The sequence below is a fragment of the Shimia sp. MMG029 genome, assembly GCF_027947445.1.
Classification (GTDB): Bacteria; Pseudomonadota; Alphaproteobacteria; order Rhodobacterales; family Rhodobacteraceae; genus Shimia.
On the sequence record NZ_JAQJIM010000001.1, the window covers coordinates 1,046,455 to 1,072,633 of the forward strand.

Here is a 26,179-nt window from a genome sequence, read left to right on the forward strand (position 1 = left end):
GAAAAGCCCATAAGGAACAGTGGCAGGCAAGCTAGTGCATGCTGCCGAAACTGCAAATGGGATTTTGGGGCGACCTTCGATATGAGACGGCGCCCCGGTCGCGGCAGGCGCCGCACCCTCGCCAGGATATTTGACGTATGAGAAACAGAACTTGCCGCCCCCGCCCTGCAGTCTTACATCTTCGCCTATGTTTGCAGATTTCCTGAAACGCCTGACGGCGCCCGCCCCTGAGCCCCTCTCTGATATGGATGCCCGCTTGGCGCTGAGCGCGCTTTTGGTGCGCATCGCCCGCGCAGATGGCAGCTATGATCCAGATGAGGCCGCCCGCATCGAACGCATTCTGGCTGAGCGTTACAGCTTGTCCCCTTTTGAGGCCACCGCGCTGCGCAAAGAGGCGGAAACGCTGGAATCCGAGGCGCCGGACACCGTACGCTTCACCCGCGCCATCAAAGACGCTGTGCCGCTGGAAGAGCGGGTCTCGGTGATCGAAGCGATGTGGCAGGTTGTGCTGGTTGATGGGGAGCGCGACAGCCGCGAGGATGCGCTTTTGCGACTGGCGGCCAATCTATTGGGCATTTCTGATGTGGACAGCGCCCGCGCCCGCCAACGTGTGATTGCCCGCGGATGATTGTGGCGCTGCCGATGTATGACCGCCCCGAAGTCGCGGCGGTCCATGATCGGCTTTGTCAGTTGTTCGTGGAGGCCTACGGTGATGGGCCGCAAAAGCGCACAGATCCCAAAGATCTTTGGGCGCTGTGGCAAAACCCTGAACTGCTGCTTGCACAGACATGCGGCTATCCGCTCCGCATATATCTGAAAGGCAAGGTTGCGCTGATTGGCGCGCCTGATCACGGCATTTCAGAAGTGCCAGCGGGGCATTATTGCTCTGTGATCGTCACGCGCACATCCCATATTGCGGCCCATATTGCGGCTCAGTCGGACCACCCGATTGCGGCGCTTGATGGTGCGCGTATGGCCTACAATGAGACGCTGTCGCAATCCGGCTGGGCCGCCCCCTGGCAGCACTTCAAACAAGCCTCCGTCCGAATCGGGCCACGCCTGCAAAGCGGGTCCCATCGCAAGTCCGCTCAAATGGTTGCTCGGGGCGACGCCGATTTTGCGGCTCTCGATGTTGTCAGTTGGAAGTTGATGCAACGTCATGATGCTTTCGCCAGCGCGCTCATGGCCGTGGCACAGACCGCGCCAACACCAGCTTTGCCATTTATCTCCGCCGCTTACAGAGACGTCAGCCCTATATTTTTCGCTCTAGAGAAGGCGATTGCGGCGCTTTCGCCTTCAGAGCAGGCGGAATTGATGCTCAAAGGGCTGGTGAACATCGCGCAAAGCTCTTATGACGCTGTGCCAAATCCGCCCAGTCCATGACCAAATGGTCAGCTGTGCGGTACAAAACGTCAGCCATGGCGTCTCAACCGTCCTTTTGGAAGTTGCATTTGCGCAAATTTTCATTCCTATTGGGGCACCAAGATCAACCCGATACTGATGGGGACACTGTGAGCGAAGCCACGCCCGTTCTGCAAATCCGCGACCTGCACAAAGCCTACGCCAATCTCGAAGTGATCAAAGGCGTGGATATCACCGCCCATCGCGGCGATGTGGTGTCCCTGATCGGCTCTTCCGGGTCTGGCAAATCAACCATTCTGCGCTGCGCCAACCTTCTGGAGCACAGCCAGCAAGGCGACATCCTTTTTAAAGGAGAGCCTGTCAGCTGGAAAGGCGATGGCCACGCCCGCCAACCCGCCGATCCCAAACAGGTGCTGCGCATTCGCACCAACCTGTCCATGGTGTTTCAGCAATTCAATCTCTGGTCTCACATGACCATTCTGCAAAATGTGATGGAAGCGCCGATCACTGTTCTGGGGCGCGACCGCGCCGAGGTTGAAGAGGCCGCACATGCCTATCTCAACAAGGTGGGCATTGCTGACAAACATGATGCCTACCCAGCGCAACTGTCCGGCGGCCAGCAACAGCGCGCAGCCATCGCCCGCGCGCTGGCGATGGAGCCCGAAGCGCTGCTGTTTGACGAACCCACCTCCGCGCTCGACCCAGAGCTTGAGCAGGAAGTTGTGCGCGTGATCAAAGCCCTGGCCGAAGAAGGCCGCACCATGATGATCGTAACCCACGACATGAAAATGGCCCGCGACGTGTCAGACCACGTGGTGTTCCTGCATCAGGGGCTGATCGAAGAACAAGGCGCGCCAGACGAGTTGTTTGGCAATCCGAAATCCGAACGGTTGAAACAGTTCCTGTCTTCAACCGCGGCATAATCAATCAACAAAGATCAACTATCCATAGGGAGCAACACTATGAACAAACTGATCCTGAGCACCGCCGCACTGGCGCTGACCGCAGGCTTCGCCATGGCGGACACCGTTCGTCTCGGCACCGAGGGCGCCTACCCTCCCTACAACTTCATCAACGACGCCGGTGAGATCGACGGCTTTGAGCGTGAGTTGGGCGACGAGCTCTGCGCACGTGCCGAGCTGACCTGCGAGTGGGTCACCAACGACTGGGACAGCATCATCCCGAACCTGCAGTCCGGCAACTACGACGCCATCATTGCGGGCATGTCCATCACCGATGAGCGCGAAGAAACCATGGACTTCACCCAAGGCTACACCCAGCCTTCGCCCTCCTCCTACGCCGCCCTATCTGCGGATGTGGATGTGAAGACTGCCGTTGTCGCAGCCCAGACCGGCACCATTCAGTCCGATCACGTGGCCACCACTGGTGCCACTCTGGTGGAATTCCCAACTCCTGATGAAACCGTCGCAGCTGTGAACGCAGGCGAAGTGGACGCAGTTCTCGCGGACAAAGACTACCTCGCCCCAATCGTGGGTGAAACCGACCTGACCTTCATCGAAGACGTCTACCTCGGCGGCGGCATCGGCATGGCGTTCCGCGAATCTGATGACGAGCTGCGCGGCAAGTTTGACGCGGCTATCGCCACAATGAAAGCCGACGGCACGCTCAACGCGCTGCTTGAGAAATGGGAAATCGAAGGCCAGTTCTAAGCCTCCTGTTTCATCTAAAACACGAAGGGGGGCGGCTGCCCCCCTTTTCCAATCCCGCACAAAGAGAGCCACAGGCCCTCTTTTGCTAGAACCAAATGAGGCCAGCCATTTTTGCCTTTTGCTCAGATCCCTCTGTCCTGGACAGTCTGCCCTGGCTCAGCTGCTATCTCACCACCGGGAAGCACATGGCCTTTTACGCCTCTTTTGGCACCGTCCTCTTGCTGCTGGCTGTGACCGCGCCCACCGCGCTGGCCTTTGGTCTAGGGGGCGCCATGGCCGCCCGCGCGCGCTTCTTCCTGCTGCGCTGGTTTGGCAAAGCCTATATCTCCATCGTGCGCGGCGTGCCCGACATCGCCTTTTTCCTTTTCTTTGTGATTGCGCTCGATCAAGGCATCGAATGGCTGCGCCACAAGGTGAAATGCCCCGACTGGTCCGAACCGATCCGCCAAGGAAACGAGTTCCTGGTCTGTGACATCGCCAAAATGCCGCTCAGTACCTCTCCGCAATGGGTGCATGAGATCTATGGCTTCTGGGTGGCGGTCTTCACCTTTGCCATCGTCTTTGGCGCCTTTGCCGCCAATGTGCTTTACGGCGCGATGAATGCCGTGCCGCGCCCGCAGCTGGAAACCGCTGAGGCCTACGGCATGACCCCGCGCCAGACCTTCTGGCGCATCCTGCTGCCACAAATGTGGATCTACGCCCTGCCCGGTCTGTCCAACCTCTGGATGGTGCTGATCAAAGCCACCCCGCTCCTGTTCCTGCTCGGTGTCGAAGACATCGTCTACTGGGCCCGTGACCTCGGGGCTTCCAAAACCGCCCGCTTCACCGACTACCCGCATGGCGACTGGCGCATGTGGTATTTCCTCGCGCTCCTGATCTTCTACCTCCTGTTCACACGGATCTCTGAAATCGCCCTAAGCCGCCTCACCCGCCGCCTGTCCCATGGCCAAGCCACATTGGATGGTGAAGCCCAACGCAAAGCAGGGAGCGCCGCATGAGCTGTTTTGAAACCATTCAGGCCTATGCCTTCCGCTCTCTTGGCTATGGCGAACGCCTACTGCCCCGTTCCGATTTCACACTGTGTGAGCACTTCACCCTGATCGGCTCCGGCATGATCTGGAATGTGTATTATGGCGTGCTCGCCGTGCTCACTGGCTTCCTCTTTGCCAACCTCTTGGCGGTGGCGAAGAACTCCGACAGCAGACTGGCCCGCAAACCGGCGGAGTGGTTCATCTTCCTCTTCCGCGGCAGCCCGCTGTTCATCCAGTTCTTCTTTGGCTATTTCCTGTTCCTGTCGCTGAAAGGGGTTTCGCCCGTTTTCAACCCACTGTCCTCTGCGGCTCTGGGCGCGCTGATCGTGCTGTTCCTGAACACCTCCGCCTACTCGGCAGAAATCTTCTACGGCGCGCTGCGCTCCATCCCCAAAGGCGATGTAGAGGCGGCAGATGCTTATGGCTTCACCGGCTGGTATCGCTATCGCCGGATCATGTTCCCAACCATGATGCGCTTGGCGTGGCCCGCTTACACCAACGAGGCAATCTTTCTGTTCCATGCCACAACGCTGGTGTTCTTCTCAGGCTTCCCGGCATGGCGGCAGCAAGGCGATGCGCTCTATTACGCGAACTACTTCGCTGACAAGACTTACAACCCCTTCGTGCCCTACCCCATTCTGGCGCTCTATTTCATCCTGCTCACGCTGGTGATCATCTGGGGCTTTGGCATCGTCAACCGCCGCCTGAACCGGCACCTGCCACAAAATGCGGCACCAAAGCTGCGCATCCGGCCAAATCTCATCCGCTGAGTCGCTCGCGCGCCTTTTGCAAAAATCCCGTTGCGCCCGCCCCTTGCAAGGCGGGCGTTGCTGTATTTTCTCCACCGTCGCGTTACAGACGCAATACCGACGCGATACCGACACCACGAGAAATCGCTGGACAAGCCGCACAACGGCAAAGATAATTTGATCAAATTATCCAAGCAGGTACTCCATGGACAGCGCGCTCCCTTCCACTCTTCGCATTGCCGCCATCGATTTGAACGGTCAGCTGCGCGGCAAACGCATCCCTTCGGAGCATGAAGCCAAACTCGCCAAAGGCGGCGCGCGCCTTCCGATTTCAGCCCTCAATCTCGACATCTGGGGCTGTGACATCGACGACAGCCCGTTGGTGTTTGAAAGCGGCGATCAGGATGGTATCCTGACCCCAAGCACACGTGGTGCAGTGCCCATGCCTTGGCTCTCGACCGCCTCTTCCCTGACACTGATGCTAATGCTGCAAGAAGACGGCGCGCCATATCTCGGCGACCCGATGGCCGCCCTATCAGAGGTCCTGTCCCGCTTTGATGCCCGCGGCTGGACGGTGATGGCAGCCACGGAAATGGAATTTACACTGGTGGATGACAGGGGGCAGGCCCTGCAACCGCCCCACAGCCCGCGCGACGGTCGTCGTCTGGCAGCCAGCGAAGTGCTGTCCGTGGATGAACTTGACAGTTTTGACGCGTTGTTCAGCGAAATCTACAACGGCGCAACCGCCATGGGCATCCCTTTGCAGACCATGACCTGCGAAAGTGGCATCGGCCAGTTTGAGGTCACGCTCAACCACCAGCCCGCCATGAAGGCCGCACAGGACGCCTTGCTGATCAAGCAGCTGATCCGCGCAACCGCCAGAAAACATGGGGTTGCCGCCACTTTCATGGCCAAACCCTATGCTGACGACGCCGGAAATGGCATGCACGTCCATTTCTCCGTTGTGGATGAAACCGGGGCCAATGTGTTTGACGATGGCAGCGCCGAAGGATCCGATCTCTTGCGCCATGCCGTCGCCGGTTGTCTCGCCGCGATGCGCGCCTCAACCCTGATCTTCGCGCCTCATGGCCCCTCTTTTGACCGCTTTGCGCCGGGTGCACATGCGCCCACATCGGTCTGCTGGGGCTATGAAAACCGCACCGCCGCGCTGCGCATTCCCGGTGGTCCCCCTGCGGCCCGGCGCATCGAACATCGCGTTGCAGGCGGGGATGTGAACCCTGTCCTGATGCTCGCCTCGGTGCTCTCCGCAGCATTCGTCGGCATCGAAGAGAGCATGAAACCGCCAGCCCCCGTGGTCGGCAACGCATACGCCCAAGAGCAGCCGCAGCTGGCTGAAAGCTGGGAGGCAGCCATCGACCTCTTTGAACAGGATGCCTTCATCGCCCGCTGCCTGCCTGCCGAGCTGATCCGCAATCTGGTGATGACCAAGCGCCAGGAACTGCACAAGCTCGCCGACATCCCTAAAGAGCAACACTGGCAAACCTATCTGGAACGTGTATGACAGGCTTGCGCGACGCCCATGGCGGCGCTACGGTAAATTTGATCAAATTTGGTGACCCATGAAAATCGGCATTTTGCTCACCGGACACACCCCCGATGAGCTCGCACCCCACTACGGCAACTACATCGAGATGTTCAAAACCCTGCTCTCCGGACAGGATTTTGAGTTCGCAGGCTACAAAGTGGTCGATGGTGAATTTCCCGCAACGGTTGCAGAATGCGACGGCTGGCTGATCACCGGATCCAAACACGGCGTCTATGAAGATCACGATTGGATTCCCCCACTGGAGGATTTCATTCGCGAGGCGGTCACGCTCAATATTCCCATGGTTGGCGTCTGCTTTGGCCATCAAATCATTGCGCAAGCACTGGGGGGGAAAGTCGAGAAATTTGAAGGCGGCTGGGCCGTTGGCCGCCAGACTTACGACTTTGCAGGAACAGATATCCCTCTGAATGCCTGGCATCAGGATCAGGTGGTCGAGCTCGCGCCCGGCGCTGTGACCATTGCCACCAATGACTTCTGCAAACATGCGGCCATCCTCTATGGCGACCGCGCCCTGACGGTTCAGGCGCACCCTGAGTTTTCCGCGGATTTTGTGGACGGGCTGATCAACACACGCGGCCGTGGCCTGGTGCCAGAAGAGGTGCTCGAAGCCGCCATCGACGAGCTGGATGAACCCACGGCCAGCCAAACAATCGCAGATCAATTCGCTGACTTCTTCCGCCAAGAGAGGCCCCGATGACAGACTGGCTTTCCAAAACCCCTGATGCCGCCCGCGCCTATCTCGAAGGCCACCGGCTAGACGAAGTCGAATGTATCATCTCTGACCTTCCCGGCATCGCGCGCGGAAAGGCCGTCCCGGCCAGCAAATTTGCCCGCCAAGACTATTTTCACCTGCCAGATTCCGTTTTTTATCAAACAATCACAGGGGATTGGGGCGAGGCTGCCGGCGACGAAGGCTTCATTGAGAAAGACATGATCCTGCGTCCCGATTGGGACACCGCCACCGCCGCCCCCTGGACCGGGGATTGGACGCTTCAGGTTATTCACGACGCCTACAACACCGATGGCACGCCTGTGCCCTTCAGCCCGCGTAACGTGTTGAAAAGGGTGGTGGATCTCTACCACGCCAAGGGCTGGGAGCCGGTGGTCGCACCGGAAATGGAGTTCTTTCTGGTCGCGCGGAATACGGATCCGGCGCAAAGCATCAAACCGATGATGGGCCGCTCCGGCCGCCCCGCTGCCGCCCGACAGGCCTACTCCATGACGGCGGTTGATGAGTTCGGTCCGGTGATTGACGACATCTACGACTTTGCCGAAGCGCAGGGCTTTGAGATTGACGGCATCACGCAGGAAGGCGGCGCTGGACAGCTCGAAATCAACATGGTGCATGGCGATCCGGTCAAACTGGCGGATGAGGTTTTCTACTTCAAACGCCTGATCCGCGAAGCGGCCCTGCGCCATGATTGCTACGCCACTTTTATGGCAAAGCCGATCGCTGATGAGCCCGGCAGCGCCATGCACATCCACCACTCTGTGCTGGATAGAGAAACCGGTCAGAATATCTTTTCGGGGCCACAAGGCGGCGACACAGACGCTTTCTTTCACTTCATCGCTGGCATGCAGAACCATCTGCCCGCCGCCATCGCCGTGCTTGCGCCTTATGTGAACTCGTATCGCCGCTACGTGCGCGATCACGCCGCACCCATCAATCTGGAATGGGCCCGCGACAACCGCACCACCGGCATCCGTGTCCCCCTCTCCAGCCCCCAGGCCCGTCGCGTCGAAAACCGCATCGCCGGCATGGACTGCAACCCCTATCTCGGCATCGCTGCCTCCCTCGCCTGCGGCTACCTAGGATTGATTGAGCAGGAGCGCCCAGACAAGCAATTCAAGGGCGACGCCTATGACGGCGAAGAAGCGATTCCGCGCATTCTCGGCGGCGCACTCGACCTTTTTGACGAGGCCACCGCACTCCACGAGGTCCTCGGCCCAGAATTTGCCCGGGTCTACTCCATTGTGAAACGCACAGAATACGAAGAGTTCCTCGCCGTGATCTCGCCATGGGAACGTGAGCACCTGCTTCTAAACGTATGATTTCAAAGCCGCCTGAAAGGCGGCATTACCTCCGGCGGGGATATTTAAGGCAAGAGGAAACAGACACGACATGTCGATGAACCTGCTTTACGCCAATGATAGCAAAGGCATATATCCCGAGAGTTGGTACGCCGCCACGGCCACGCCACCCCCTCCATTTGCTTCGCTAAAAGGCGAAACCCGCGCCGATGTCTGCGTGATTGGCGGAGGCTTTACCGGACTATCAACCGCGCTGCACCTCGCAGAAATGGGCCGCAAAGTCGTGCTCCTGGAAGCCCACCGCGTTGGATTTGGAGCATCTGGACGCAATGGCGGACAGCTCGGCAGCGGCCAGCGCATGGAACAAGACGGCTTAGAACGTCTGGTGGGTTCAGACGACGCACACAAGCTTTGGAACCTGGCCGAAGAGGCTAAGACGCTGGTCAAGTCGCGTATCGCGCAACACGATATTGCCTGCCACTATCAGCCCGGCATCGCGCATGCTTGCTTCTCGGACCGCGAGGTTAAGACAGAGCATAACTACGTGTCGCACCTGCAAGAGAAATACAATCATAACGAGATTAGATCGCTTAACCGCGACGCCATGCAAGCGCTCTGCCCATCGCCGAAATATGTGGGCGGCTCGCTTGATATGAGCGCAGGCCATCTGCACCCGCTCGCCTTTGCATTTGGCCTCGCCGAAGCCGCCGCATCTGCGGGTGCCAGCCTTCATGAAACAAGCGAAGTCACAAAAATAAACCGCGGCCCCCAGATCACTGTCCAGACCAACGAAGGCAAAGTCATCGCAGATCAATTGGTTCTGGCGTGCAATGGCTATCTCGGCGGGTTGGAGCCCAAAGTTGCCAGCCGTGTGATGCCGATCAACAATTTTATCGTGGCAACAGAACCCCTTGGCGCGCATGCGGCAAAGGTGCTGACTCAGGACATAGCGGTGGCGGACAGCAAATTCGTGGTCAACTACTTCCGCCTAAGCCATGATAAGCGTCTGCTGTTTGGTGGTGGTGAAAGCTATGGCTACCGCTTTCCCGCCGATATTGCGGCCACCGTGCGCAAACCCATGGAGGAGATCTTCCCCCATCTGAAAGATGTGCGCATCGACCACGCTTGGGGCGGCACACTTGCGATTACGATGAAACGCATGCCGTATTTGCGGCAACTGGCACCAAATATTCTCACCGCATCCGGCTATAGCGGCCACGGTGTCGGGACAGCCACACATGCCGGACAATTGATAGCCCTCGCTTTGGCGGGCCAAAGCGAGGGATTTGACACCATGGCCCGCGTGCCCGCCACGCCCTTCCCTGGAGGCCCGCGCCTGCGCAGCCCCCTGCTCGCACTTGCGATGACCTGGTACGCCTTGCGCGATCGCCTCGGACTCTAGTCGCGCACCACTGCCCTCTGTCATCAAATGATCACACGCTGACAGTGCGTTTTCGCTGGCTTGGCGCTCAGCATTGATTTATATTTTTGAAAACCGGACTTAAGAAAGTTGAAAACTATGACATTGCCACCCAATGTTTATGACGCTGAGCCCATTCCAGACTCCGCACGTGCAGAGATCGAGCGCCTGCTGCAAACCGGGGATCTTTTCCGGTATACAGCGGCTGAAAACGCCCCAGTTGCTCTGCTCGAAGCAGAATTCGCCGAACTGCTTGGCAGCAAATACGCGCTTGCAGTGTCTTCCTGCTCGGCGGCGCTTTTCTTATCTCTGAAAGCCCTCGATCTGCCACGAGATGCCCGCGTGCTACTTCCCGGCTTTACCTTTGCGGCTGTTCCCTCCTCGGTGGTGCATGCCGACTGCATCCCAGTCCTCTGTGAAGTGGGTGACAACTACCGCATTGACCTGGCAGACTTTGAGGCCAAACTGGATGGCACCATCTCTGCCGTCATCATCAGCCACATGCGCGGCCACACCTCTGATATGGACGCGATCATGGCCCTGTGTGAGGCGCGCAATATCCCGGTGATCGAAGACGCGGCCCACAGCCTTGGCACCACTTGGCATGGTCGCAACATCGGCACAATTGGCCGGGTTGGCTGCTTCTCCTTCCAGTCCTACAAGCTCGTGAACTCTGGCGAAGGCGGTATCATGGTGTCTGACGATGCCGATCTGATTGCCCGTGCTGTGATCATGTCCGGTGCCTATGAGCACAACTGGAAAAAACACAAAGCGCGTGAAGGCGACAACACAGGTGAGTTGGCCGAGGCCTTTGGCCGCTGGCAGAACCAACTGCCGCTCTACAACCTGCGCCTGTCCAACCTCGCGGCCGCGATCATTCGGCCGCAACTGGATGAGGTGCCCCGCCGCGTGCGTGATGGCCGTGCAAACCACGATTATGTGGCGGGTCTGCTGAATGCCTCCCCATGGCTGCAGGTCCCTGAAAAGCTTGCACCGGAAGAGCGCGCGCCGGATTCCATCCAGTTCAATCTGGAGGGCATGAGCAACGATGAAATTCTAGCGTTCCAAGAAGCGGCCAATGCGCGTGGCGTGAAGGTGCAAGTGTTTGGACAATCCACCGACAATGCGCGCGCCTATTGGAATTGGCAATTCATGCCAGAGATGCCAGAGCTGCCGCAAACCCGCGCCATGCTGATGTCGGCCTGTGACGTGCGTTTGCCCGCCCGCCTTAAGAAAGAAGAGCTGGACGTGATTGCCGGCGCGCTGACTGGCGCAGCACAGGATGTGATGGGCAATCTACGCGCGTTTGGCACCTGATCTGCTTAGCAAAGCGACTTTAGAAAGAGCGGGCACAATGTCCGCTCTTTTTGTTTGCGCATTCAAAGACGCTGCGCACTCGCCCTACAACTATTTCAAAACAAAGGGTTGGCGCATCCAGCTGCGTAACGCTGTGGTTACGGCGCTGGGGTTCTCCAGAACCGGCAGGTGCCCAGCCTCCGGTATCACCTCTAGTTTCGCATAGGGGATCAACTCCGCCATAAAGCTGTGTCGCTTGACCGGCGTCAAACCATCGTGTTCACCACACAGCACAAGCGCCGGGCATTTGCATTTGCGCAAAACGCTTTGCTGGTCGCGCCGCCGCTGCAGGGCACGCGCTTGTCGTACAAACACGTCGGCCCCCAATGACAGGCCCATCTCTTTGACCTGCTGCACGACCTCTGCACGTGCGACGCCCGGCGCAAGATACTCAGGGCGCATGAAATCAATCAGCACTTCCTCAAGCCGCCCGGCGCGCGCGCCAACGATCCACGGTTCATAAGCTGCCGCGCTGGTTGGGGACTCCGCCAGTGGATTTGTGTCCATCAAGGCAACACGCGTGACCCGCTCCGGCGCTTTGCGCAGGATCTCCATGGCCACGATGCCACCCATGCTCAGCCCCGCCAAAGCAAACTTTGCAGGCAACACAGGCAAGAGCGCCGAGGCGATCTCGCTGATCCGTTCCCCTTGGGTGATCGGCGCCACCATCACCGCGTGATCTTGAGACAAGTCCGAAATCTGACGCGCATAGAGCCGCGCATCACACATCATTCCCGGCAACAGCACAATCGGCTCTTGCATTCCTGCCCCCTGCTCTTCTTTTTGTTGCGTGCAAATGTGCCAAAGCAGCACCGCAGGTCAAGCGCTCAATACCCGCCCCAGCGGAATGCGCCTTCTTTGGACAATTCCGAAAACGGGTTGTGTGCAATTTCCCACACATGGCCATCCAGATCGGCAAAATACCCGATGTAGCCCCCCCAAAAGACCTCTCCAGCGGGGCGAAGGATGCGCCCTCCCGCCGTTTCCGCCGCAGCCAACAGTGGCGCAACTTCATCTTTGCTGCGCACATTATGCGCCAATGTGATGCCGGAAAACCCGCCAATCGCCTCCTCAGGGATCCCCAAATCCTCTGCCAGGCCACTGCGCGGGTAGAGCCCTAGGGTTTGCCCCAAAAGGTTGAAAGCAATAACACCTTCATTGCCTGGCTCTCGTTCCCAGCCAAGCGCTTCATAAAACGCGGCCGAAGCCTCCAGATCCTTCACTGCCAGCGTGATCAAACTCACCCGTGGCGCCATTTTTGGATTGGTCATATCTTCACCTACAAATCGTTGATAAAATTCACGAAAGCTTCCACCGTGCGCGCAGTCTCGCCAGGAGACATGATGTCCCCCGCAATCACATGCGCGTCGGGATCGGCATCCGCCCCCCGACTTTGCGCCGCCAGAACAACATCACCGCCCCAACGCGCAGCAATCGCCCTTGTTTTACTTGGGTCCACCACCGTGTCGTCATCAGAAAACCAGAACAAGGCTGGCGTGATCACGCCCGAATAATCCTTGCCAACAACCTCTTTGACCAGCGCCGCCATCTGCAAAACTGCGGTGGTCGGATAGTGTGTCGTCCAGTAAGTTGCCTGCGCTTCGTTCGCAGGTGCAAACGAACGCTCTTTGCCAGCCAGAAGAGACACCCAATGACGTGCAGCCGGCAAGGTTAGCAATCCAGCAACAGGGGAATTGATCCCAAAATTTGGCGCAACAAAAATCATGGCTTTGACCTGCGCCATCACGTCGCTTTGGTCTGCCATACCTGCCACCAAAGTGCCGCCCGTGGAGGTTGAAATCACCACAACCTCCTCTCCGACCCGCCGCGCCACGATAAGCGCCTCCGCCAGATCATTGGCCCAGTCCTGCACCGTCGCCGCATCCAGCGCCGCACCATCGCGGCCATGGCCAGCAAGCCGCGTATAGACCAGATTGGCCCCAAGCGCCGCAGCCACCTGATCTGGCACAGGGCGGATCTCCTCAGAGGTTGCTGAAAACCCATGCACATAAAGGATGCTCAATGCTGTGGGCGCACCAGCGTCTCCGTGCCAAACAACCCGCTTTTGCACACCTGGGGTCAGATCATCAAACTGCGCTTCACTTGCCGCAAAATGCGCGTCCACATCCCTGCCTACATCGGCATCTGTGATCTGCGGAGTGAGCGAGATCTGCTCGGTGGGCCCAAGGAAATAGAGCGCCGCGCCAATCAAGATCAGACAAAGCAGAACACGTCCCAAGATCCGCCCAAATCGGCGCATCAGCCCTGCGTCGGTGCCGCCAGCACCTCCTCCACCTTCGCTTCAATCAGCTGCAGGCAGGCCTCATCAGAAAACCGATGGTCCTTACCCTTGACCATTAATAGCTGAATGTCTGAGCCCTCGGCATGATCCAGCAACCGATAGGCCACTTCCGCACGCACGGCCTCATCTTCGGTGCCTTGCAAAAACCGCGTTGGGAAAGGCAAAGACAGTGCATCGCGCAGCACGAGGCGGGTCCGTCCGTCCTCAATCATGCGTTTGGTGATGATGTATGGCTCCATATAATCCGAGGGCAGTTCAACATGCCCGACCTCATCCAACTGCGCCTTTTGCGCGTCGGTAAAGCCAGCCCAATAGCTGTCTTCTGTAAAATCCGGTGCGGCGGCGATGGTCACCATGCCTTGGATACGCTCAGGCATCGCTTTGGCCAAGAGCAGCGCCTGCCACCCGCCCATCGAAGAACCAACAATCACCAAAGGCCCCTCGGTCAGCGCATCCAGCGTGGCCATTGTGTCCTCATGCCAGTCACCAATGCAGCCCTCTTCAAATGTGCTGCTGCTTTCGCCGTGGCCCGAATAGTCAAACCGCAGAAAGCTCTGCCCGCGCACCTTGGCCCAAGCCTCCAGACGCACCGCCTTGGTGCCTTCCATGTCAGATTTCAGCCCCCCCAGAAACACCACTGTCGGCCCAGTGCCTTCGGTCTTGTGGTAGGCAATACGGCGGCCCTGCGGGCTGTCAAAAAAATGCGTGCTGCTCATCGGGATCCTCTTAAGGTTTTCGCAAACATTACCGTTGCAAATCGCGACTGTTAACCCCGCTTGACTTGGTCTGCCGCAAAGTCCATGAAAGCAACGAACCATATACCCGCAACCGGGCGTTCCGTGGGCGCCAAACTGACGAGGAGCTAGAAGCCAATGGCTGATATTTCTCTTACATTTCCTGATGGTAACGCGCGATCTTACAACGCAGGCATCACCCCTGCCGAAGTCGCGAGCTCCATCTCTACATCGCTTGGCAAAAAAGCGATCTCTGCCACTGTGGATGGCAAACACTGGGATATGCAATGGCCGATTGAGGCAGATGCCTCCATCGCGATCAACACCATCAAAGAAAATGACGCAGAAGCGCTGGAGCTGATCCGGCACGACTGTGCGCACGTCATGGCGCGCGCTGTGCAAGAAATCTGGCCCGATGTGAAAGTCACCATCGGCCCGGTGATCGAGCACGGCTGGTACTATGACTTTGATCGCGAAGAGCCATTCACCCCCGAAGATCTCGGCCTCATCGAAAAAAAGATGAAAGAGATCATCAACAAGCGCGAGCCTGTGACCACCGAAGTTTGGGAGCGCGACCGCGCCATCAAGCATTACACCTCCAACAATGAGCCCTACAAAGTAGAGCTGATTGAGAGCATCCCCGGCGATGAACCGCTTCGCATGTATTGGCACGGCCACTGGCAGGATCTCTGCCGCGGGCCGCACCTTCAGCATACCGGTCAAATCCCGGCAGACGCGTTCAAACTGATGAGCGTGGCGGGGGCTTACTGGCGTGGCGACTCCGATCGCGCCATGTTGCAGCGTATCTATGGCGTGGCCTTCAAAAACAAAGAAGACCTCAAAGCGCACCTGCACATGCTCGAAGAGGCCGAAAAACGCGATCACCGTCGTTTGGGCCGCGAAATGAACCTCTTCCACATGCAGGAAGAAGCGCCTGGCCAGATTTTCTGGCACCCCAACGGCTGGACGATCTACACCGAGTTGCAAGACTACATGCGCCGCAAACAAAAGCGCGGCGGCTATGTAGAGGTCAACACCCCGCAAGTGGTGGATCGTAAGCTTTGGGAAGCCTCTGGTCACTGGGACAAGTATCAGGAAAACATGTTCATCGTCGAAGTGGACGAGGATCACGCCCGCGAAAAGGCTGTGAACGCGCTGAAGCCGATGAACTGCCCCTGCCACGTCCAGATCTTCAATCAGGGTCTGAAATCTTACCGCGATCTGCCTTTGCGGATTGCAGAATTCGGCTCCTGTGCACGCTATGAGCCTTCGGGAGCTCTGCACGGCATCATGCGGGTACGCGGCTTTACCCAAGACGATGGTCACATTTTCTGCGCCGAAGATGAGATCACCGCCGAAACCAAAAAGTTCATCGACTTCCTGTCGGAAATTTACGCGGATCTTGGCTTTAATGACTGGACCATTAAGCTGTCCACACGCCCGGAAAAACGCATCGGTTCAGACGAAAGCTGGGACTATGCCGAAAAAGCGCTTGGCGATGCTTGTAACGCAGCTGGCCACGAGTTTGAGATTCTTGAGGGCGAAGGCGCATTTTATGGCCCTAAGCTGGAGTTCACCCTGACAGATGCGATTGGCCGGAACTGGCAGTGCGGCACCTTGCAGGTCGACCCCAACCTGCCGGAACGTCTTGATGCGACCTATATTGGTGCGGATGGTGAGAAGCACCGCCCCATCATGCTGCACCGCGCAACACTGGGCTCTTTCGAGCGCTTCATCGGCATTCTGATCGAAGAACATGCTGGCAAACTGCCCTTCTGGCTGGCACCACGGCAGGTGGTTGTGGCCGCGATCGTGTCTGATGCGGATGATTACTGCCTTGAAGTGGTTGAGGCGCTCAAGGCCGCAGGCGTACGCGCCGAGGCCGACCTGCGCAACGAGAAGATCAACTACAAGGTCCGTGAGCACTCTGTTGGCAAAGTGCCTGTGATCCTCGCGATCGGTAAGAAAGAAGTCGAAGAACGCACAGTGTCGACCCGTCGTCTGGGCGAAAAGCAAAGCAAAGTGCAGGCGCTCGACGAAATCGTCGCACAACTCGCAGCAGAGGCGACACCGCCCGACATGCAGTAAGCTGAAACAATCTACCCTAGAATGCGGCGCCTCGGGTGCCGCATTTTTTTTGAAAGCAGCATTGCGCGCCAATTGCAGTGCCAAAACTGTAACAATTCAGCTGTTGTCAGCCTTGGCCCGCGCCTCTTGCCCCAAACAAACACCAACCGCATTGTAACATTTGCGCCCAGCACCGCCAAAAGTCATAAGCGTTCCCATCATGGAATTCACGCGCAAACGCACAAACCCCCTTCCCTGTTCCCTGAAATTCCCCCAGCGTTCATAGGGGATTCACCAACACTTACAGTTCTTTGCACGCTGTATCGCACGAGTGTTACACCCGATAACATCGCCGTGGCACACAGCCGTGTGATTGGTAAGTGACCCCCACGACGACCTATGTTTTACTCATGCCAAGGCGCAAACGCAGCGTTTGGCCGAATTGAATGTATCAAAAGGGAAGAGATACGATGTCCACGACCGTAAAAACTCTCGCCGTTGCAGGCGCCGTCGCAGCAGCTCTGAGCGCGCATGCAACCACCGCAACCGCAGCTGAAAAAGAGAAATGCTACGGTGTGTCCCTGGCTGGCCAGAACGACTGCGCCGCTGGCCCTGGCACAACCTGCGCCGGCACCTCCACCGTAGACTACCAAGGCAACGCCTGGAAACTGGTCGACGCTGGCACCTGTGTCGACATGGAACTGCCTGCACTGGCAGACGGCACCCCACGTGTTGGCTCTCTGGAAGTTCTGGAACGCGACCTGCCTGCGAGCTAAGCACTGGTTTTCTCGTGCAAAGCCCGGCGAGCTTGGGCTTTGCACCCCATTCCGTAGATTGGGGATCTGAAAACTGCCATACTGCATCAGACGCACCTCTCAGATCGGTTTCGGATGCAGTATCATGGACCAAAGCAATGGCGTATTTTGCCACTTCTTTTCTAATACCGTTTGTTATGCCAATCGCTGGCTATGCACATCCCAGCCACAAGCCACCACTCCGCAAAGACCCGCACTGAGAATTTGCTCCACAACACCTGACACAAGAATACGGTGACGCGATGTTTGACTCTCAATCGACCCCCAGCAAGCTGCCCAACCGTCCCGGTGTGGGCTACAAGCCGCAGCACTACGCCGATCTGATCGAAGATCCCGGCGCCGTGGGCTGGCTTGAGATTCACGCAGAAAACTACATGGGGGACGGTGGCCGCCCGATTGCGCAATTGCGCCAATTGTCAGAGCGCTTTCCGATTTCAGTTCACGGCGTCGGTTTGTCGATCGGCGGTGAAGGCGCGCTTGACGCCGATCACCTCGCTCGCCTGAAGCATCTGGTTGACTGGCTCAACCCCACTGTGTTCTCGGAGCACCTGGCTTGGAGCACCCATGACGGCGCTTTTTTGAACGATTTGTTGCCCCTGCCCTACACCGACACCACGCTGCAACGCGTGTGCGACCACATCAATCAGCTGCAAGACACCATCAACCGGCAGATGATGTTGGAAAACCCTTCCAGCTACCTTGCCTTTGATGAAAGCACCTGGAGCGAGCCTGACTTCCTGCATGAAGTGGCCAGCCGCACGGGCTGTGGCCTGTTGCTAGATGTGAACAACGTCTTCGTGTCTGCAACCAATCTCGACTACGATCCGCGCGCATACATCAACGAGTACCCGCTTGAATGCGTGGGCGAAATTCACTTGGGGGGCCATGACGAAGACGAAGATGACCACGGCAAGCCACTGCTGATTGACAGCCACGGCGCTCCCATTGTGGATCCTGTCTGGGCGCTGCTTGACCACACGCTTTCGCTGTCAGGTGAGAAACCCATTCTGATTGAATGGGACACCGATGTGCCAGACTGGGCAACACTGCATGATGAGGCCCTGCGCGCGGATGCAGCGCTCGCCAAGATCGCCACCGGAGTCGCAGCATGAGCGTCACTCAAAGCGACTTTCGCGGGGCAATCATGGATGGCGGCAAAGACCGCCCTGAAGGATTGTCTGACGCCAAAGGTCAACCTGCAGGCCGACGGTTTGATGTTTATCGCAACAATGTGGCGGTATCTCTGACCGACGCATTGGCCACAGGGTTCCCCACCATTGCCAAACTCATTGGCACCGAAAATTTCAACGCAATCGCGGGTGTATTCCTGCGCCAGTCACCGCCATCCTCCCCAATGATGATGCATTACGGCGAAGGCTTCCCCGAGTTTCTCGAAGGGTTTGAGCCCCTCGCCCACCTTGGCTATCTCGCAGATGTCGCGCGCCTGGAGCTGGCGATGCGGCGCGCCTACCACGCTGCGGATGCAGAGCCTATCAATCCTGACGCTCTGTCAGCTTTACCCCCGGAACGGCTCACAGAGTTGGTGATGACCTTCGCACCTGCCGTTTCTTTGCTGCGGTCGCCCTGGCCCATACACGCCATCTGGGCTTTCAACATGCAAGATGGGCCCAAGCCGCAGGGCATTGCACAGGATGTAATCATTCTACGGCCTGGCTTTGATCCGGAACCCCATGCTCTCAATGCCGGGGCCTATGAATTCATCACTGCTCTCATGGCGGGGGGTACGCTTGGCGCTGCCGCTGCTGTGGCCACCGACGACGCCCCAAACTTTGACCTCAGCGCAACCCTGGGCCTGCTCCTCACTGGCAACGCCCTGAACTCTATCGATTTACCATCCTAATTGAGGATCGCATGACACGCATACTGGACCTTTACACCGACCTTCTAGACCGGCTTGACCGATTGGATTGGCTTGTGCCCACTCTGGCACGCTTGAGTTTTCTCGCCGTCCTGTTCTTCTATTTCTGGAACTCTGCGATGCTCAAAATCGATGGGTCGATCTTCTCGCCGTCATCGGGTGCGTTTGGCCAGATCTTCCCGAAAGCAGCCGAAGCTGTGCTTTGGGACGTATCTCAGATGAGCTTCTTCCAGCGCATCGTCATTCTGGCTGGCACCATTGCCGAATTTGTCCTGCCAATTCTGATTGTCGTTGGGCTTTTTACACGCTTCGCAGCCGTTGCGATGATTGGCTTCATAGCTGTTCAAACGCTTGTTGACGTTACCGGTCATGGCGTCGCGCTTGGTGGTCTGTTTGACAGTGGTCAGGGTCTGATTGACCAGCGGATCATGTGGGCCATGCTGTTTGCTGTGCTCATTTTCAAAGGCGCCGGCCCAATTTCCATCGACGCGCTTTTCCGCAAGCGCGCTCAAGACTGACGCCTAAGCTACCGCAAAGCTTTACTCTGAAACTAAAATCAAAAAGCCCACGTTGGTTACGTGGGCTTTTTTGTCAGAGAAGTGCAGCCTGCACATCCTTTGACCAACCGAGATAATAAACGCCATCACGGTCTATCAGCGGGCGCTTCATCAATGTCGGATGCGCTTTCAAAAGAACAAGCGGTGCCTGAGCACGGTCTTCTTCGCTCAAATTTCTCCATAAAGTTGATTTTTTATTTAGTAAAGCATCTTCAAATTGTTCAAATGCCTTTTCAAGCACCAGATCAGGAACCCCCTCTTGCCGCACATCAACAAACACAACTTCTCCCAATAATTTCATTGCCTTGCGGCACGTATCACAGTTTTTCAACCCATAAAGCTTTGTCATATTTGTATCCTCACAAACTCTTTGCGACGGTATAATCCAGTTGTTTTCAGGTTTCACGTTGGTTTTTCTTGATTTTTATCCACACCGTGTAATCCTCAGGGCGGCGCATCAGTTTGAATTATCCGTAATCGTGCAATCGGGTTTTTAGATTTTTGTGCTGTCGGCTATTTTTGCCGTCATTGACTAAAAGTGAATATAGAGGAGAACGGTATGCCACGCGGTACCGTAAAGTGGTTTAACACCACCAAAGGCTTCGGCTTCATTGAGCCCGAAGAAGGCGGCAAAGATGTCTTTGTCCATATTTCAGTTGTTGAACGATCCGGCCTCAAAGGATTGTCTGACAACCAGAAAGTTGAATTTGAAATGACGCAAGGACGGGACGGCCGCGACATGGCGGGCGAACTTAAACTGCTTTAAATGGATCGGGGCGCCATTAGCGCCCCATCCGATCTTCGGCGACTGTTCAGAAACACCGAGCCCCCTCCTCGGACTTTATGAACATCCCTTTGTACCTGGCGCACAATAGGGCGCATGTCTGTGACCGCCAGAGCCATTGTAATAGCGTTCTGTGGTGTTTGGCACACCACAGGAAATCATGCCGCCAACTGTGACCGGCTGCAGCCCTGTCCCGCAATAATGTGTATTGCTGGGATAAGGGTGTATCAAAACACCCTCTGGCTGATTGACCGGGCCAATCTCAGGGGCATTACTGCTCCACGTTTGTGCCGCAAGTGGCGACGCCACGATCAGAGCAACGACAGTGGCGAAAGAGAATTTTTTCATGAAACACAGGCTCCAATTGCCATCAAAAACTTGGTGAAGTTAAGCTAAAGTACGGCAGGATAAGTGAAACTGTCAAATTTCCATATCAAAAACACATTGTTTCTGATTGCGCTTCAATCGCCCTATGCCCCGTCCACGATCCTGAGGTACTCGCACACCACACAAGTCGGAGATGCTCCCTCAAGAGGTCTGCGCGTGATCAGCTCCCATTGGGTCGGATCAAACGCCGGGAAAAACGTGTCTGCATCCTCAATCTCTGCATCAACCTCCGTGATCAGCAGGCGATGTGCGGACTTCAGCATCTCTTTGTAAATACCGGCTCCGCCAATGCCATAGATCCGATCATAGCCCTGAGCGGTCGCCAAACGCACCGCCTCTTGAACGGATGGCACAACGATTTCTGCAGCATCAGGCTGCGAGGACACAACGATATTGAGACGCTTGGCCAATGGCTTCACTGGCAGGCTGTCCCACGTGTTTCGGCCCATGATCACCGCACCACCAGTGGTCTCACGCTGAAACAATTTGAAGTCCTGCGGGATGCGCCAGGGGATATCACCATCGCGTCCAATGGCGCCATTGCGGGCACGTGCAACAACAAGTGATATCATTGGCTACACCGCCACTGGCGCAGGAATGGCAGGATCAGGGTCATAACCGACAATTTCAAAGTCCTCGAAGGTAAAGTCAAAAATCGACGCAACATCTCGTTTTATGACCAGCTTGGGCAAAGTCTTGGGCGTCCGCGACAGCTGCAGCTGCACCTGTTCCATGTGATTTGAATAGATATGCGCGTCGCCGATCGCGTGCACAAAGTCGCCAACCTCATAGCCTGTCACATGCGCCAGCATATGCTGCAACAATGCATAAGACGCAATATTGAACGGCACCCCCAAAAACATATCCGCAGAGCGTTGATAGAGCTGCAAATGCAGCCTGCCGTTCAACACCCGCACCTGCCACATCGTGTGGCAAGGCGGCAGAGCCATATCCGGCACATCCTGAGGGTTCCAGGCGGAGACAATCAACCGGCGGCTGTCGGGCGATGTTTTGATCATATCAACCAGAGTCGCGATCTGATCGACACCGCCAAAATCACGCCATTGCTTGCCATAAACAGGGCCAAGATCACCCTGTTCATCGGCCCATTCATCCCAAATGGTCACGCGGTTCTCTTGCAGATACCGGATGTTGGTGTCCCCAGCGAGGAACCACAGCAACTCATGAATGATCCCCCGCAGATAGAGTTTTTTGGTCGTCACCAACGGAAAGCCGTCTTCCAATCGGTAGCGTGTCTGCATCCCAAAATAGGAGCGCGTCCCCGTGCCCGTCCGGTCACCGGAGTCTTCGCCGCACTCCAAAATGGTTTTTAAAGCCTCGTGATACTGTTGCACGCCCCGCCTCATTTGCTGAAAGATGTCGCCCATCCGCCTGCAAACCCAGAGGTTCGCACTGGTTGACGACTCAGAAATCTGATCTTTTAACGACTATATCTTGTGGCTCTCAAACAGGGAACCGCAGGATTGGCACGAAGTGGCGTAAACTGTCTGGCCAATCACACCGGTTGCGTGTTCAATGCCCAAGAACCCCAATTCAAAGGAATCCCACATGCATGTGAAATACCTGCACACCATGGTGCGTGTCTCAGATCTGGAAGCGTCCATGGCGTTTTATGCGCTGTTCGGCCTGAAAGAGATCAAGCGCTATGACAGCGAACAAGGGCGCTTCACACTGGTCTATCTGGCGGCAGATGGAGACCACGATGCGCCACTGGAGCTGACCTACAACTGGGATGGCGACGATGGGCTGCCCTCTGACAGTCGCCATTTCGGTCACCTCGCCTATGAAGTCGGTAACATTTACGAAATGTGCCAGCATCTCGCGGACAATGGCGTTGTCATCAACCGTCCGCCTCGTGACGGGCGCATGGCCTTTGTGCGCTCGCCCGACAACATCTCAATCGAGTTGCTGCAACAGGGCGAAGCCCTCGCCCCGGCAGAGCCTTGGTCCAGCATGGAGAGCACTGGCCATTGGTAAGATCTGCGGCCCATATCGCCGCAATCGGGGTGGCGACTCTCGCCACCCCAACCCTCGCTTCGGACTGCCGTATGGCCCTGCTGCTCGCGCTTGATGTCAGCTCATCGGTGGACAGCGAAGAAGACGCGCTCCAGCGCCTTGGCCTAGCCGCCGCCCTTACCGCCCCAGAAATTCAAGCTGCCTTTCTCAGTGCCCCCGCATCGGTCGCGCTGTCTGTTTATGAATGGAGTGGTCGGCACAGACAGCATACGCTGCTGGATTGGACGCTGATTGACAGCCAAAAAACGCTGACCCAAAGCGCCGCAAAACTTGGGCTGTCCAAACGCGAAACATCTGAATTCCCCACCGCGCTGGGGCACGCTGTCGGCCACGCGGCCACCCTGTTTCGCCAAGCGCCCAGATGCGATGTACAGGTGCTTGATGTGAGTGGCGATGGCGAAAACAACGACGGATTTGCGCCGCGACATGCCTATGCCGCCTTCCCGCTGGAAGATGTCATCGTGAATGCTTTGGCAATCGAAACCTTCGGGGTTAAGGCCGCTGACTTCGCTGCCCGCCCGGGTGACATGACTGAATATTATCGTCGCGAACTGATCAAAGGGCCAGACGCGTTTGTCGAAACGGCAAAAGGATTTGAAGATTTTGAGAATGCTATGCGCAGAAAACTGGCGCGCGAGCTTTCTGTTACGGTGATTGGACAGCTCGCACCAACCGACCAAAAGAACTAGTGAATCGTATTCGATATCAATTAGTTAAGATCCAAACCTAAAGTAAATAACCCGCCAAAAAGATACGCGCACCATGCCCCTTCTGAGGCAGGCGCGCAAAAGCTACGGAATCCCCGTTCTGGGGCAACCTGTCTACTTCAGTAGATGTAGCGGATCTGATCAGTCCAATACCGTTCCACACGGCGCAGCGCGTGGGTGATTTGTTCGATACCGTCTTCGCCAAGCACACCTTTGGACTGAAGGCCCTCAGCATGGCGGGCAAACAACGCGGAAATCACATCGCGAATCTCGCGGCCCTTTTCGGTCAGGCGCACGCGCACAGAGCGGCGATCAATCTCGCAGCGCTGGTGGTGCATATATCCCGCATCCACGAGTTTCTTCAGGTTGTAGCTCACATTGGAGCCCTGATAGTACCCGCGGCTTTTCAGTTCGCCTGCCGTCACCTCATTGTCGCCAATGTTAAACAGCAAAAGCGCCTGAACAGCGTTGATTTCTATCACACCTACACGTTCAAACTCGTCTTTAATCACGTCCAGCAACAAGCGGTGCAACCGCTCTACAAGCGCCAGCGAGTCCAGATAGTCAGCCATAAAGCTCTGTTCTGTCCCGCTGGGCATCGATGAATGAAAGCTCATTCTTGGTCTCCGTCAGCTTATCTAGCGATCACAGTGACGGAAAAAGCCCAACAAGAGGTTAAACAGCGCAAAAGATGTTACAAATTCGCGTCAATTTGCGCCGCTGATCGTGACAGAAATACGTGCAATCAGATCGGTGAAAGGTTCCGGCGTTGGCTTCTGACCCGTAACCCATTGATACAAATCCTGATCGTTCTCACATAGCATCGCATCATACAGATCAAGCCCGGCGGTATCCATCTTTGCCAGATTTTCGTCGGCAAACCGCGCAAGGATGATATCCATCTCTTTGATGCCACGCCGCATCGACCGCATTTTCATACGCTTCAGTCGATTCTCCAGGGTTTCTGCGCCACTGTTGGCACGCTCTTTGGGGGCGTCAGTCATTCTCAAACCTTTTTGCGGAGCGCTTTTTCCAGCCGGGCCAGCCGATCCAAATCGCTTTTCATACGGGTGCGGATATCGCGGATGTCTTTCAGAATGGCAAGAAGGCCCGCCTCTGCACTTTCCCCTTCACCTTCGAGGTCCACACCCACGCCTTCTCCCGTCAGCAGCCAGCCAACGGAAACATTCAAAAGCCCTGCCATCATCGACAGACGATTGGCGCGCGGCTCGCTCAAATCATCTTCCCAGGCAGCCACTGTGGATTTCTTCACGCCAAGGCGTTTGGCGAACTCGCCACGTTTCATCCCAGCTGCGTCACGCGCCGCCGCAAGACGATCTCCAAAGGTCGCAACATCTTCGCCATACCAATCCTCTTGTGGCATCGCTTCCAATTGATCTTGAGGCATTCTTATCTCCTTGGCGCTTCGACCTTGATCGACATTCTCGCGCACCCTAAGACATGGTTTGATTGATTACAAATGAGGCCAAGCCATGTCTTTCCTGTCTGAGACCCTTTCGCGCGTCAAACCTTCTCCGACCATCGCCATGACAGCAAAGACCGCCGAGCTGAAAGCAGCAGGCCGTGACGTGATTGGCCTGAGTGCTGGCGAGCCCGATTTTGACACGCCGCAAAATATCAAAGATGCCGCCGTAGCGGCAATTGCTGCGGGGAAAACCAAATACACTGCCCCCGATGGCATCCCAGAGCTGAAGCAAGCGGTCTGTGCCAAAATGAAGCGCGATCACGGTCTGGACTACACGCCAGCTCAGGTCTCCGTTGGCACGGGCGGCAAACAGACGCTCTACAATGCCCTGATGGCGACGCTCAATCCGGGCGACGAAGTTGTCATCCCAGCCCCCTACTGGGTCAGCTATCCAGACATGGTGCTTCTGGCGGGCGGCACACCTGTGGTGGCGGAAACCTCTCTGCAGACCAACTTCAAACTGACGGCGGATCAACTTGAGGCGGCGATCACCCCAAAGACAAAATGGTTCATCTTCAACTCGCCATCCAACCCAACCGGCGCAGGGTATTCGCGCGAAGAACTCAAAGAGTTGACCGATGTGCTTATGCGTCACCCCCATGTCTGGGTGATGTCTGACGATATGTATGAACACCTCGCCTATGACGGTTTTGAATTCTGCACCCCAGCGCAGGTGGAGCCCGGCCTCTATGAGCGCACGCTCACCTGTAATGGCGTGTCCAAAGCCTATGCCATGACCGGCTGGCGCATTGGCTACGCCGCGGGCCCTGTGGAATTGATCGGCGCGATGCGCAAAATCCAGAGCCAAAGCACATCCAACCCCTGCTCTGTCAGCCAGTGGGCTGCTGTGGAAGCGCTGAACGGCACGCAAGATTTCCTTGCGCCCAACAACGAGGCGTTCAAACGCCGCCGCGATCTGGTGATCTCTATGTTGAGTGAGATCGAAGGCATCTCCTGCCCGACGCCGGAGGGTGCTTTCTATGTTTACCCTTCTATCGCTGGGCTGATTGGCAAGACAACGCCTGCAGGCACTGTCATAGAAAATGACGAAATTTTCGCCAATGCCCTCCTGGAAGAAGCTGATGTGGCTGTGGTTTTTGGCGCTGCCTTCGGGCTTTCGCCAAACTTCCGTGTCAGCTACGCTACCTCTGACGAGGCGCTCACCAAGGCGTGCCAACGCATTCAGGCGTTCTGTGCCTCTCTGACCTGAAGCCCGGCAAAAGGGCATAAACCGGAGG

The 26,179-nt window shown here is 56.8% G+C and carries 31 protein-coding genes; 20 read left to right on the forward strand and 11 right to left on the reverse strand.

Annotated elements, in window-relative coordinates:
• Window positions 1-187: 187 nt before the first annotated feature.
• The 11 genes from PJL69_RS04940 to PJL69_RS04990 all read left to right on the forward strand — a co-directional run bounded on the left by PJL69_RS04940 (window position 188) and on the right by PJL69_RS04990 (window position 11,147).
• Window positions 188-628 (forward strand): TerB family tellurite resistance protein, encoded by a 441-nt coding sequence (locus tag PJL69_RS04940; protein ID WP_271308655.1) that lies wholly within the window; start codon window positions 188-190, stop codon window positions 626-628.
• Window positions 625-1,383 (forward strand): phosphate/phosphite/phosphonate ABC transporter substrate-binding protein, encoded by a 759-nt coding sequence (locus PJL69_RS04945; protein ID WP_271308656.1) that lies wholly within the window; start codon window positions 625-627, stop codon window positions 1,381-1,383. The genes PJL69_RS04940 and PJL69_RS04945 overlap by 4 nt, the downstream gene beginning before the upstream one ends.
• A gap of 128 nt (window positions 1,384-1,511) precedes the next feature.
• Window positions 1,512-2,285 carry an ABC transporter ATP-binding protein gene (locus tag PJL69_RS04950; protein ID WP_271308980.1) on the forward strand — a complete coding sequence of 258 codons (774 nt, stop codon included), beginning with the start codon at window positions 1,512-1,514 and terminating at the stop codon, window positions 2,283-2,285.
• A 39-nt stretch (window positions 2,286-2,324) separates the two neighbouring features.
• The gene (locus PJL69_RS04955) at window positions 2,325-3,032 is read left to right on the forward strand and encodes a transporter substrate-binding domain-containing protein (protein ID WP_209096141.1); all 708 of its coding nucleotides are present in this window, start codon (window positions 2,325-2,327) and stop codon (window positions 3,030-3,032) included.
• Window positions 3,033-3,139: 107 nt separating this feature from the next.
• Window positions 3,140-4,030: an ABC transporter permease gene (locus PJL69_RS04960; protein WP_271308981.1), complete on the forward strand. Its 891-nt coding sequence runs from the start codon at window positions 3,140-3,142 to the stop codon at window positions 4,028-4,030.
• Complete coding sequence (locus PJL69_RS04965) at window positions 4,027-4,833, forward strand: ABC transporter permease (protein ID WP_271308657.1); 807 nt, start codon at window positions 4,027-4,029, stop codon at window positions 4,831-4,833. Before PJL69_RS04960 ends, PJL69_RS04965 begins: the two co-directional genes overlap by 4 nt.
• Window positions 4,834-5,017: 184 nt before the next feature.
• Window positions 5,018-6,334: a glutamine synthetase family protein gene (locus PJL69_RS04970; protein ID WP_271308658.1), complete on the forward strand. Its 1,317-nt coding sequence runs from the start codon at window positions 5,018-5,020 to the stop codon at window positions 6,332-6,334.
• 58 nt (window positions 6,335-6,392) lie between these two features.
• Window positions 6,393-7,076 carry a type 1 glutamine amidotransferase gene (locus PJL69_RS04975; RefSeq protein ID WP_271308659.1) on the forward strand — a complete coding sequence of 228 codons (684 nt, stop codon included), beginning with the start codon at window positions 6,393-6,395 and terminating at the stop codon, window positions 7,074-7,076.
• On the forward strand, window positions 7,073-8,431 hold the full coding sequence (locus tag PJL69_RS04980; RefSeq protein WP_271308660.1) for a glutamine synthetase family protein: 1,359 nt from the start codon (window positions 7,073-7,075) through the stop codon (window positions 8,429-8,431). Before PJL69_RS04975 ends, PJL69_RS04980 begins: the two co-directional genes overlap by 4 nt.
• A gap of 70 nt (window positions 8,432-8,501) precedes the next feature.
• Entirely contained in the window at window positions 8,502-9,812 is a 1,311-nt protein-coding gene (locus PJL69_RS04985; protein WP_271308661.1) for an NAD(P)/FAD-dependent oxidoreductase, read from the forward strand.
• Window positions 9,813-9,929: 117 nt separating this feature from the next.
• Window positions 9,930-11,147 (forward strand): DegT/DnrJ/EryC1/StrS family aminotransferase, encoded by a 1,218-nt coding sequence (locus tag PJL69_RS04990; RefSeq protein ID WP_271308662.1) that lies wholly within the window; start codon window positions 9,930-9,932, stop codon window positions 11,145-11,147.
• Between the two features lie 90 nt (window positions 11,148-11,237).
• Here PJL69_RS04990 and PJL69_RS04995 read toward each other — a convergent pair whose 3' ends face one another.
• The 4 genes from PJL69_RS04995 to PJL69_RS05010 all read right to left on the reverse strand — a co-directional run bounded on the left by PJL69_RS04995 (window position 11,238) and on the right by PJL69_RS05010 (window position 14,204).
• Window positions 11,238-11,948 carry an alpha/beta fold hydrolase gene (locus tag PJL69_RS04995; RefSeq protein WP_271308663.1) on the reverse strand — a complete coding sequence of 237 codons (711 nt, stop codon included), beginning with the start codon at window positions 11,946-11,948 and terminating at the stop codon, window positions 11,238-11,240.
• 65 nt (window positions 11,949-12,013) lie between these two features.
• Window positions 12,014-12,442 (reverse strand): VOC family protein, encoded by a 429-nt coding sequence (locus PJL69_RS05000; RefSeq protein WP_209096731.1) that lies wholly within the window; start codon window positions 12,440-12,442, stop codon window positions 12,014-12,016.
• A gap of 23 nt (window positions 12,443-12,465) precedes the next feature.
• A complete protein-coding gene (locus tag PJL69_RS05005; RefSeq protein ID WP_271308664.1) occupies window positions 12,466-13,446 on the reverse strand; it encodes an alpha/beta hydrolase in 981 nt (326 codons plus the stop codon).
• Window positions 13,446-14,204 carry an alpha/beta fold hydrolase gene (locus PJL69_RS05010; protein WP_271308665.1) on the reverse strand — a complete coding sequence of 253 codons (759 nt, stop codon included), beginning with the start codon at window positions 14,202-14,204 and terminating at the stop codon, window positions 13,446-13,448. The genes PJL69_RS05005 and PJL69_RS05010 overlap by 1 nt, the downstream gene beginning before the upstream one ends.
• 156 nt (window positions 14,205-14,360) lie before the next feature.
• Between PJL69_RS05010 and thrS the strand changes: the two genes are divergently transcribed.
• From thrS to PJL69_RS05035, 5 genes are all read left to right on the forward strand, one after another.
• The gene (thrS, locus tag PJL69_RS05015) at window positions 14,361-16,310 is read left to right on the forward strand and encodes a threonine--tRNA ligase (RefSeq protein ID WP_271308666.1); all 1,950 of its coding nucleotides are present in this window, start codon (window positions 14,361-14,363) and stop codon (window positions 16,308-16,310) included.
• A 449-nt stretch (window positions 16,311-16,759) separates the two neighbouring features.
• Entirely contained in the window at window positions 16,760-17,065 is a 306-nt protein-coding gene (locus PJL69_RS05020) for a BufA1 family periplasmic bufferin-type metallophore (protein ID WP_209096163.1), read from the forward strand.
• Between the two features lie 281 nt (window positions 17,066-17,346).
• A complete protein-coding gene (gene bufB, locus PJL69_RS05025) occupies window positions 17,347-18,216 on the forward strand; it encodes an MNIO family bufferin maturase (protein WP_271308667.1) in 870 nt (289 codons plus the stop codon).
• Window positions 18,213-18,965, forward strand: coding sequence for an HvfC/BufC N-terminal domain-containing protein (locus PJL69_RS05030; RefSeq protein WP_271308668.1), 753 nt, complete (start codon window positions 18,213-18,215; stop codon window positions 18,963-18,965). Before bufB ends, PJL69_RS05030 begins: the two co-directional genes overlap by 4 nt.
• 11 nt (window positions 18,966-18,976) lie before the next feature.
• A complete protein-coding gene (locus tag PJL69_RS05035) occupies window positions 18,977-19,501 on the forward strand; it encodes a DoxX family protein (RefSeq protein ID WP_271308669.1) in 525 nt (174 codons plus the stop codon).
• 73 nt (window positions 19,502-19,574) lie between these two features.
• On the opposite strand, the gene PJL69_RS05040 is transcribed toward PJL69_RS05035, so the two are convergent.
• Window positions 19,575-19,889 (reverse strand): ArsC/Spx/MgsR family protein, encoded by a 315-nt coding sequence (locus PJL69_RS05040; protein ID WP_271308670.1) that lies wholly within the window; start codon window positions 19,887-19,889, stop codon window positions 19,575-19,577.
• 210 nt (window positions 19,890-20,099) lie between these two features.
• On the opposite strand from PJL69_RS05040, the gene PJL69_RS05045 reads away from it, so the two are divergent.
• A complete protein-coding gene (locus PJL69_RS05045) occupies window positions 20,100-20,306 on the forward strand; it encodes a cold-shock protein (protein ID WP_058240518.1) in 207 nt (68 codons plus the stop codon).
• Between the two features lie 75 nt (window positions 20,307-20,381).
• Here the strand turns inward: PJL69_RS05045 and PJL69_RS05050 are convergent, their stop codons facing one another.
• The 3 genes from PJL69_RS05050 to PJL69_RS05060 all read right to left on the reverse strand — a co-directional run bounded on the left by PJL69_RS05050 (window position 20,382) and on the right by PJL69_RS05060 (window position 22,066).
• On the reverse strand, window positions 20,382-20,672 hold the full coding sequence (locus tag PJL69_RS05050) for a hypothetical protein (RefSeq protein ID WP_271308671.1): 291 nt from the start codon (window positions 20,670-20,672) through the stop codon (window positions 20,382-20,384).
• Between the two features lie 122 nt (window positions 20,673-20,794).
• Window positions 20,795-21,283, reverse strand: a complete 489-nt coding sequence (locus PJL69_RS05055; protein WP_271308672.1) for a dihydrofolate reductase — start codon at window positions 21,281-21,283, stop codon at window positions 20,795-20,797.
• Between the two features lie 3 nt (window positions 21,284-21,286).
• Window positions 21,287-22,066 (reverse strand): thymidylate synthase, encoded by a 780-nt coding sequence (locus PJL69_RS05060; protein WP_271308673.1) that lies wholly within the window; start codon window positions 22,064-22,066, stop codon window positions 21,287-21,289.
• Window positions 22,067-22,280: 214 nt separating this feature from the next.
• On the opposite strand from PJL69_RS05060, the gene PJL69_RS05065 reads away from it, so the two are divergent.
• Together PJL69_RS05065 and PJL69_RS05070 are read left to right on the forward strand one after the other, a co-directional pair.
• Window positions 22,281-22,709, forward strand: coding sequence for a VOC family protein (locus tag PJL69_RS05065; RefSeq protein WP_271308674.1), 429 nt, complete (start codon window positions 22,281-22,283; stop codon window positions 22,707-22,709).
• On the forward strand, window positions 22,703-23,437 hold the full coding sequence (locus tag PJL69_RS05070) for a DUF1194 domain-containing protein (protein WP_271308675.1): 735 nt from the start codon (window positions 22,703-22,705) through the stop codon (window positions 23,435-23,437). Before PJL69_RS05065 ends, PJL69_RS05070 begins: the two co-directional genes overlap by 7 nt.
• Before the next feature lie 137 nt (window positions 23,438-23,574).
• On the opposite strand, the gene PJL69_RS05075 is transcribed toward PJL69_RS05070, so the two are convergent.
• The 3 genes from PJL69_RS05075 to PJL69_RS05085 all read right to left on the reverse strand — a co-directional run bounded on the left by PJL69_RS05075 (window position 23,575) and on the right by PJL69_RS05085 (window position 24,863).
• Window positions 23,575-24,072 carry a MarR family winged helix-turn-helix transcriptional regulator gene (locus tag PJL69_RS05075; protein WP_209096182.1) on the reverse strand — a complete coding sequence of 166 codons (498 nt, stop codon included), beginning with the start codon at window positions 24,070-24,072 and terminating at the stop codon, window positions 23,575-23,577.
• Between the two features lie 90 nt (window positions 24,073-24,162).
• Window positions 24,163-24,459 carry an FAD assembly factor SdhE gene (locus PJL69_RS05080; protein WP_271308676.1) on the reverse strand — a complete coding sequence of 99 codons (297 nt, stop codon included), beginning with the start codon at window positions 24,457-24,459 and terminating at the stop codon, window positions 24,163-24,165.
• A 2-nt stretch (window positions 24,460-24,461) separates the two neighbouring features.
• Complete coding sequence (locus PJL69_RS05085) at window positions 24,462-24,863, reverse strand: helix-turn-helix domain-containing protein (RefSeq protein WP_247743291.1); 402 nt, start codon at window positions 24,861-24,863, stop codon at window positions 24,462-24,464.
• Window positions 24,864-24,948: 85 nt separating this feature from the next.
• Between PJL69_RS05085 and PJL69_RS05090 the strand changes: the two genes are divergently transcribed.
• Window positions 24,949-26,151 (forward strand): pyridoxal phosphate-dependent aminotransferase, encoded by a 1,203-nt coding sequence (locus tag PJL69_RS05090; protein WP_271308677.1) that lies wholly within the window; start codon window positions 24,949-24,951, stop codon window positions 26,149-26,151.
• Window positions 26,152-26,179: the final 28 nt, after the last annotated feature.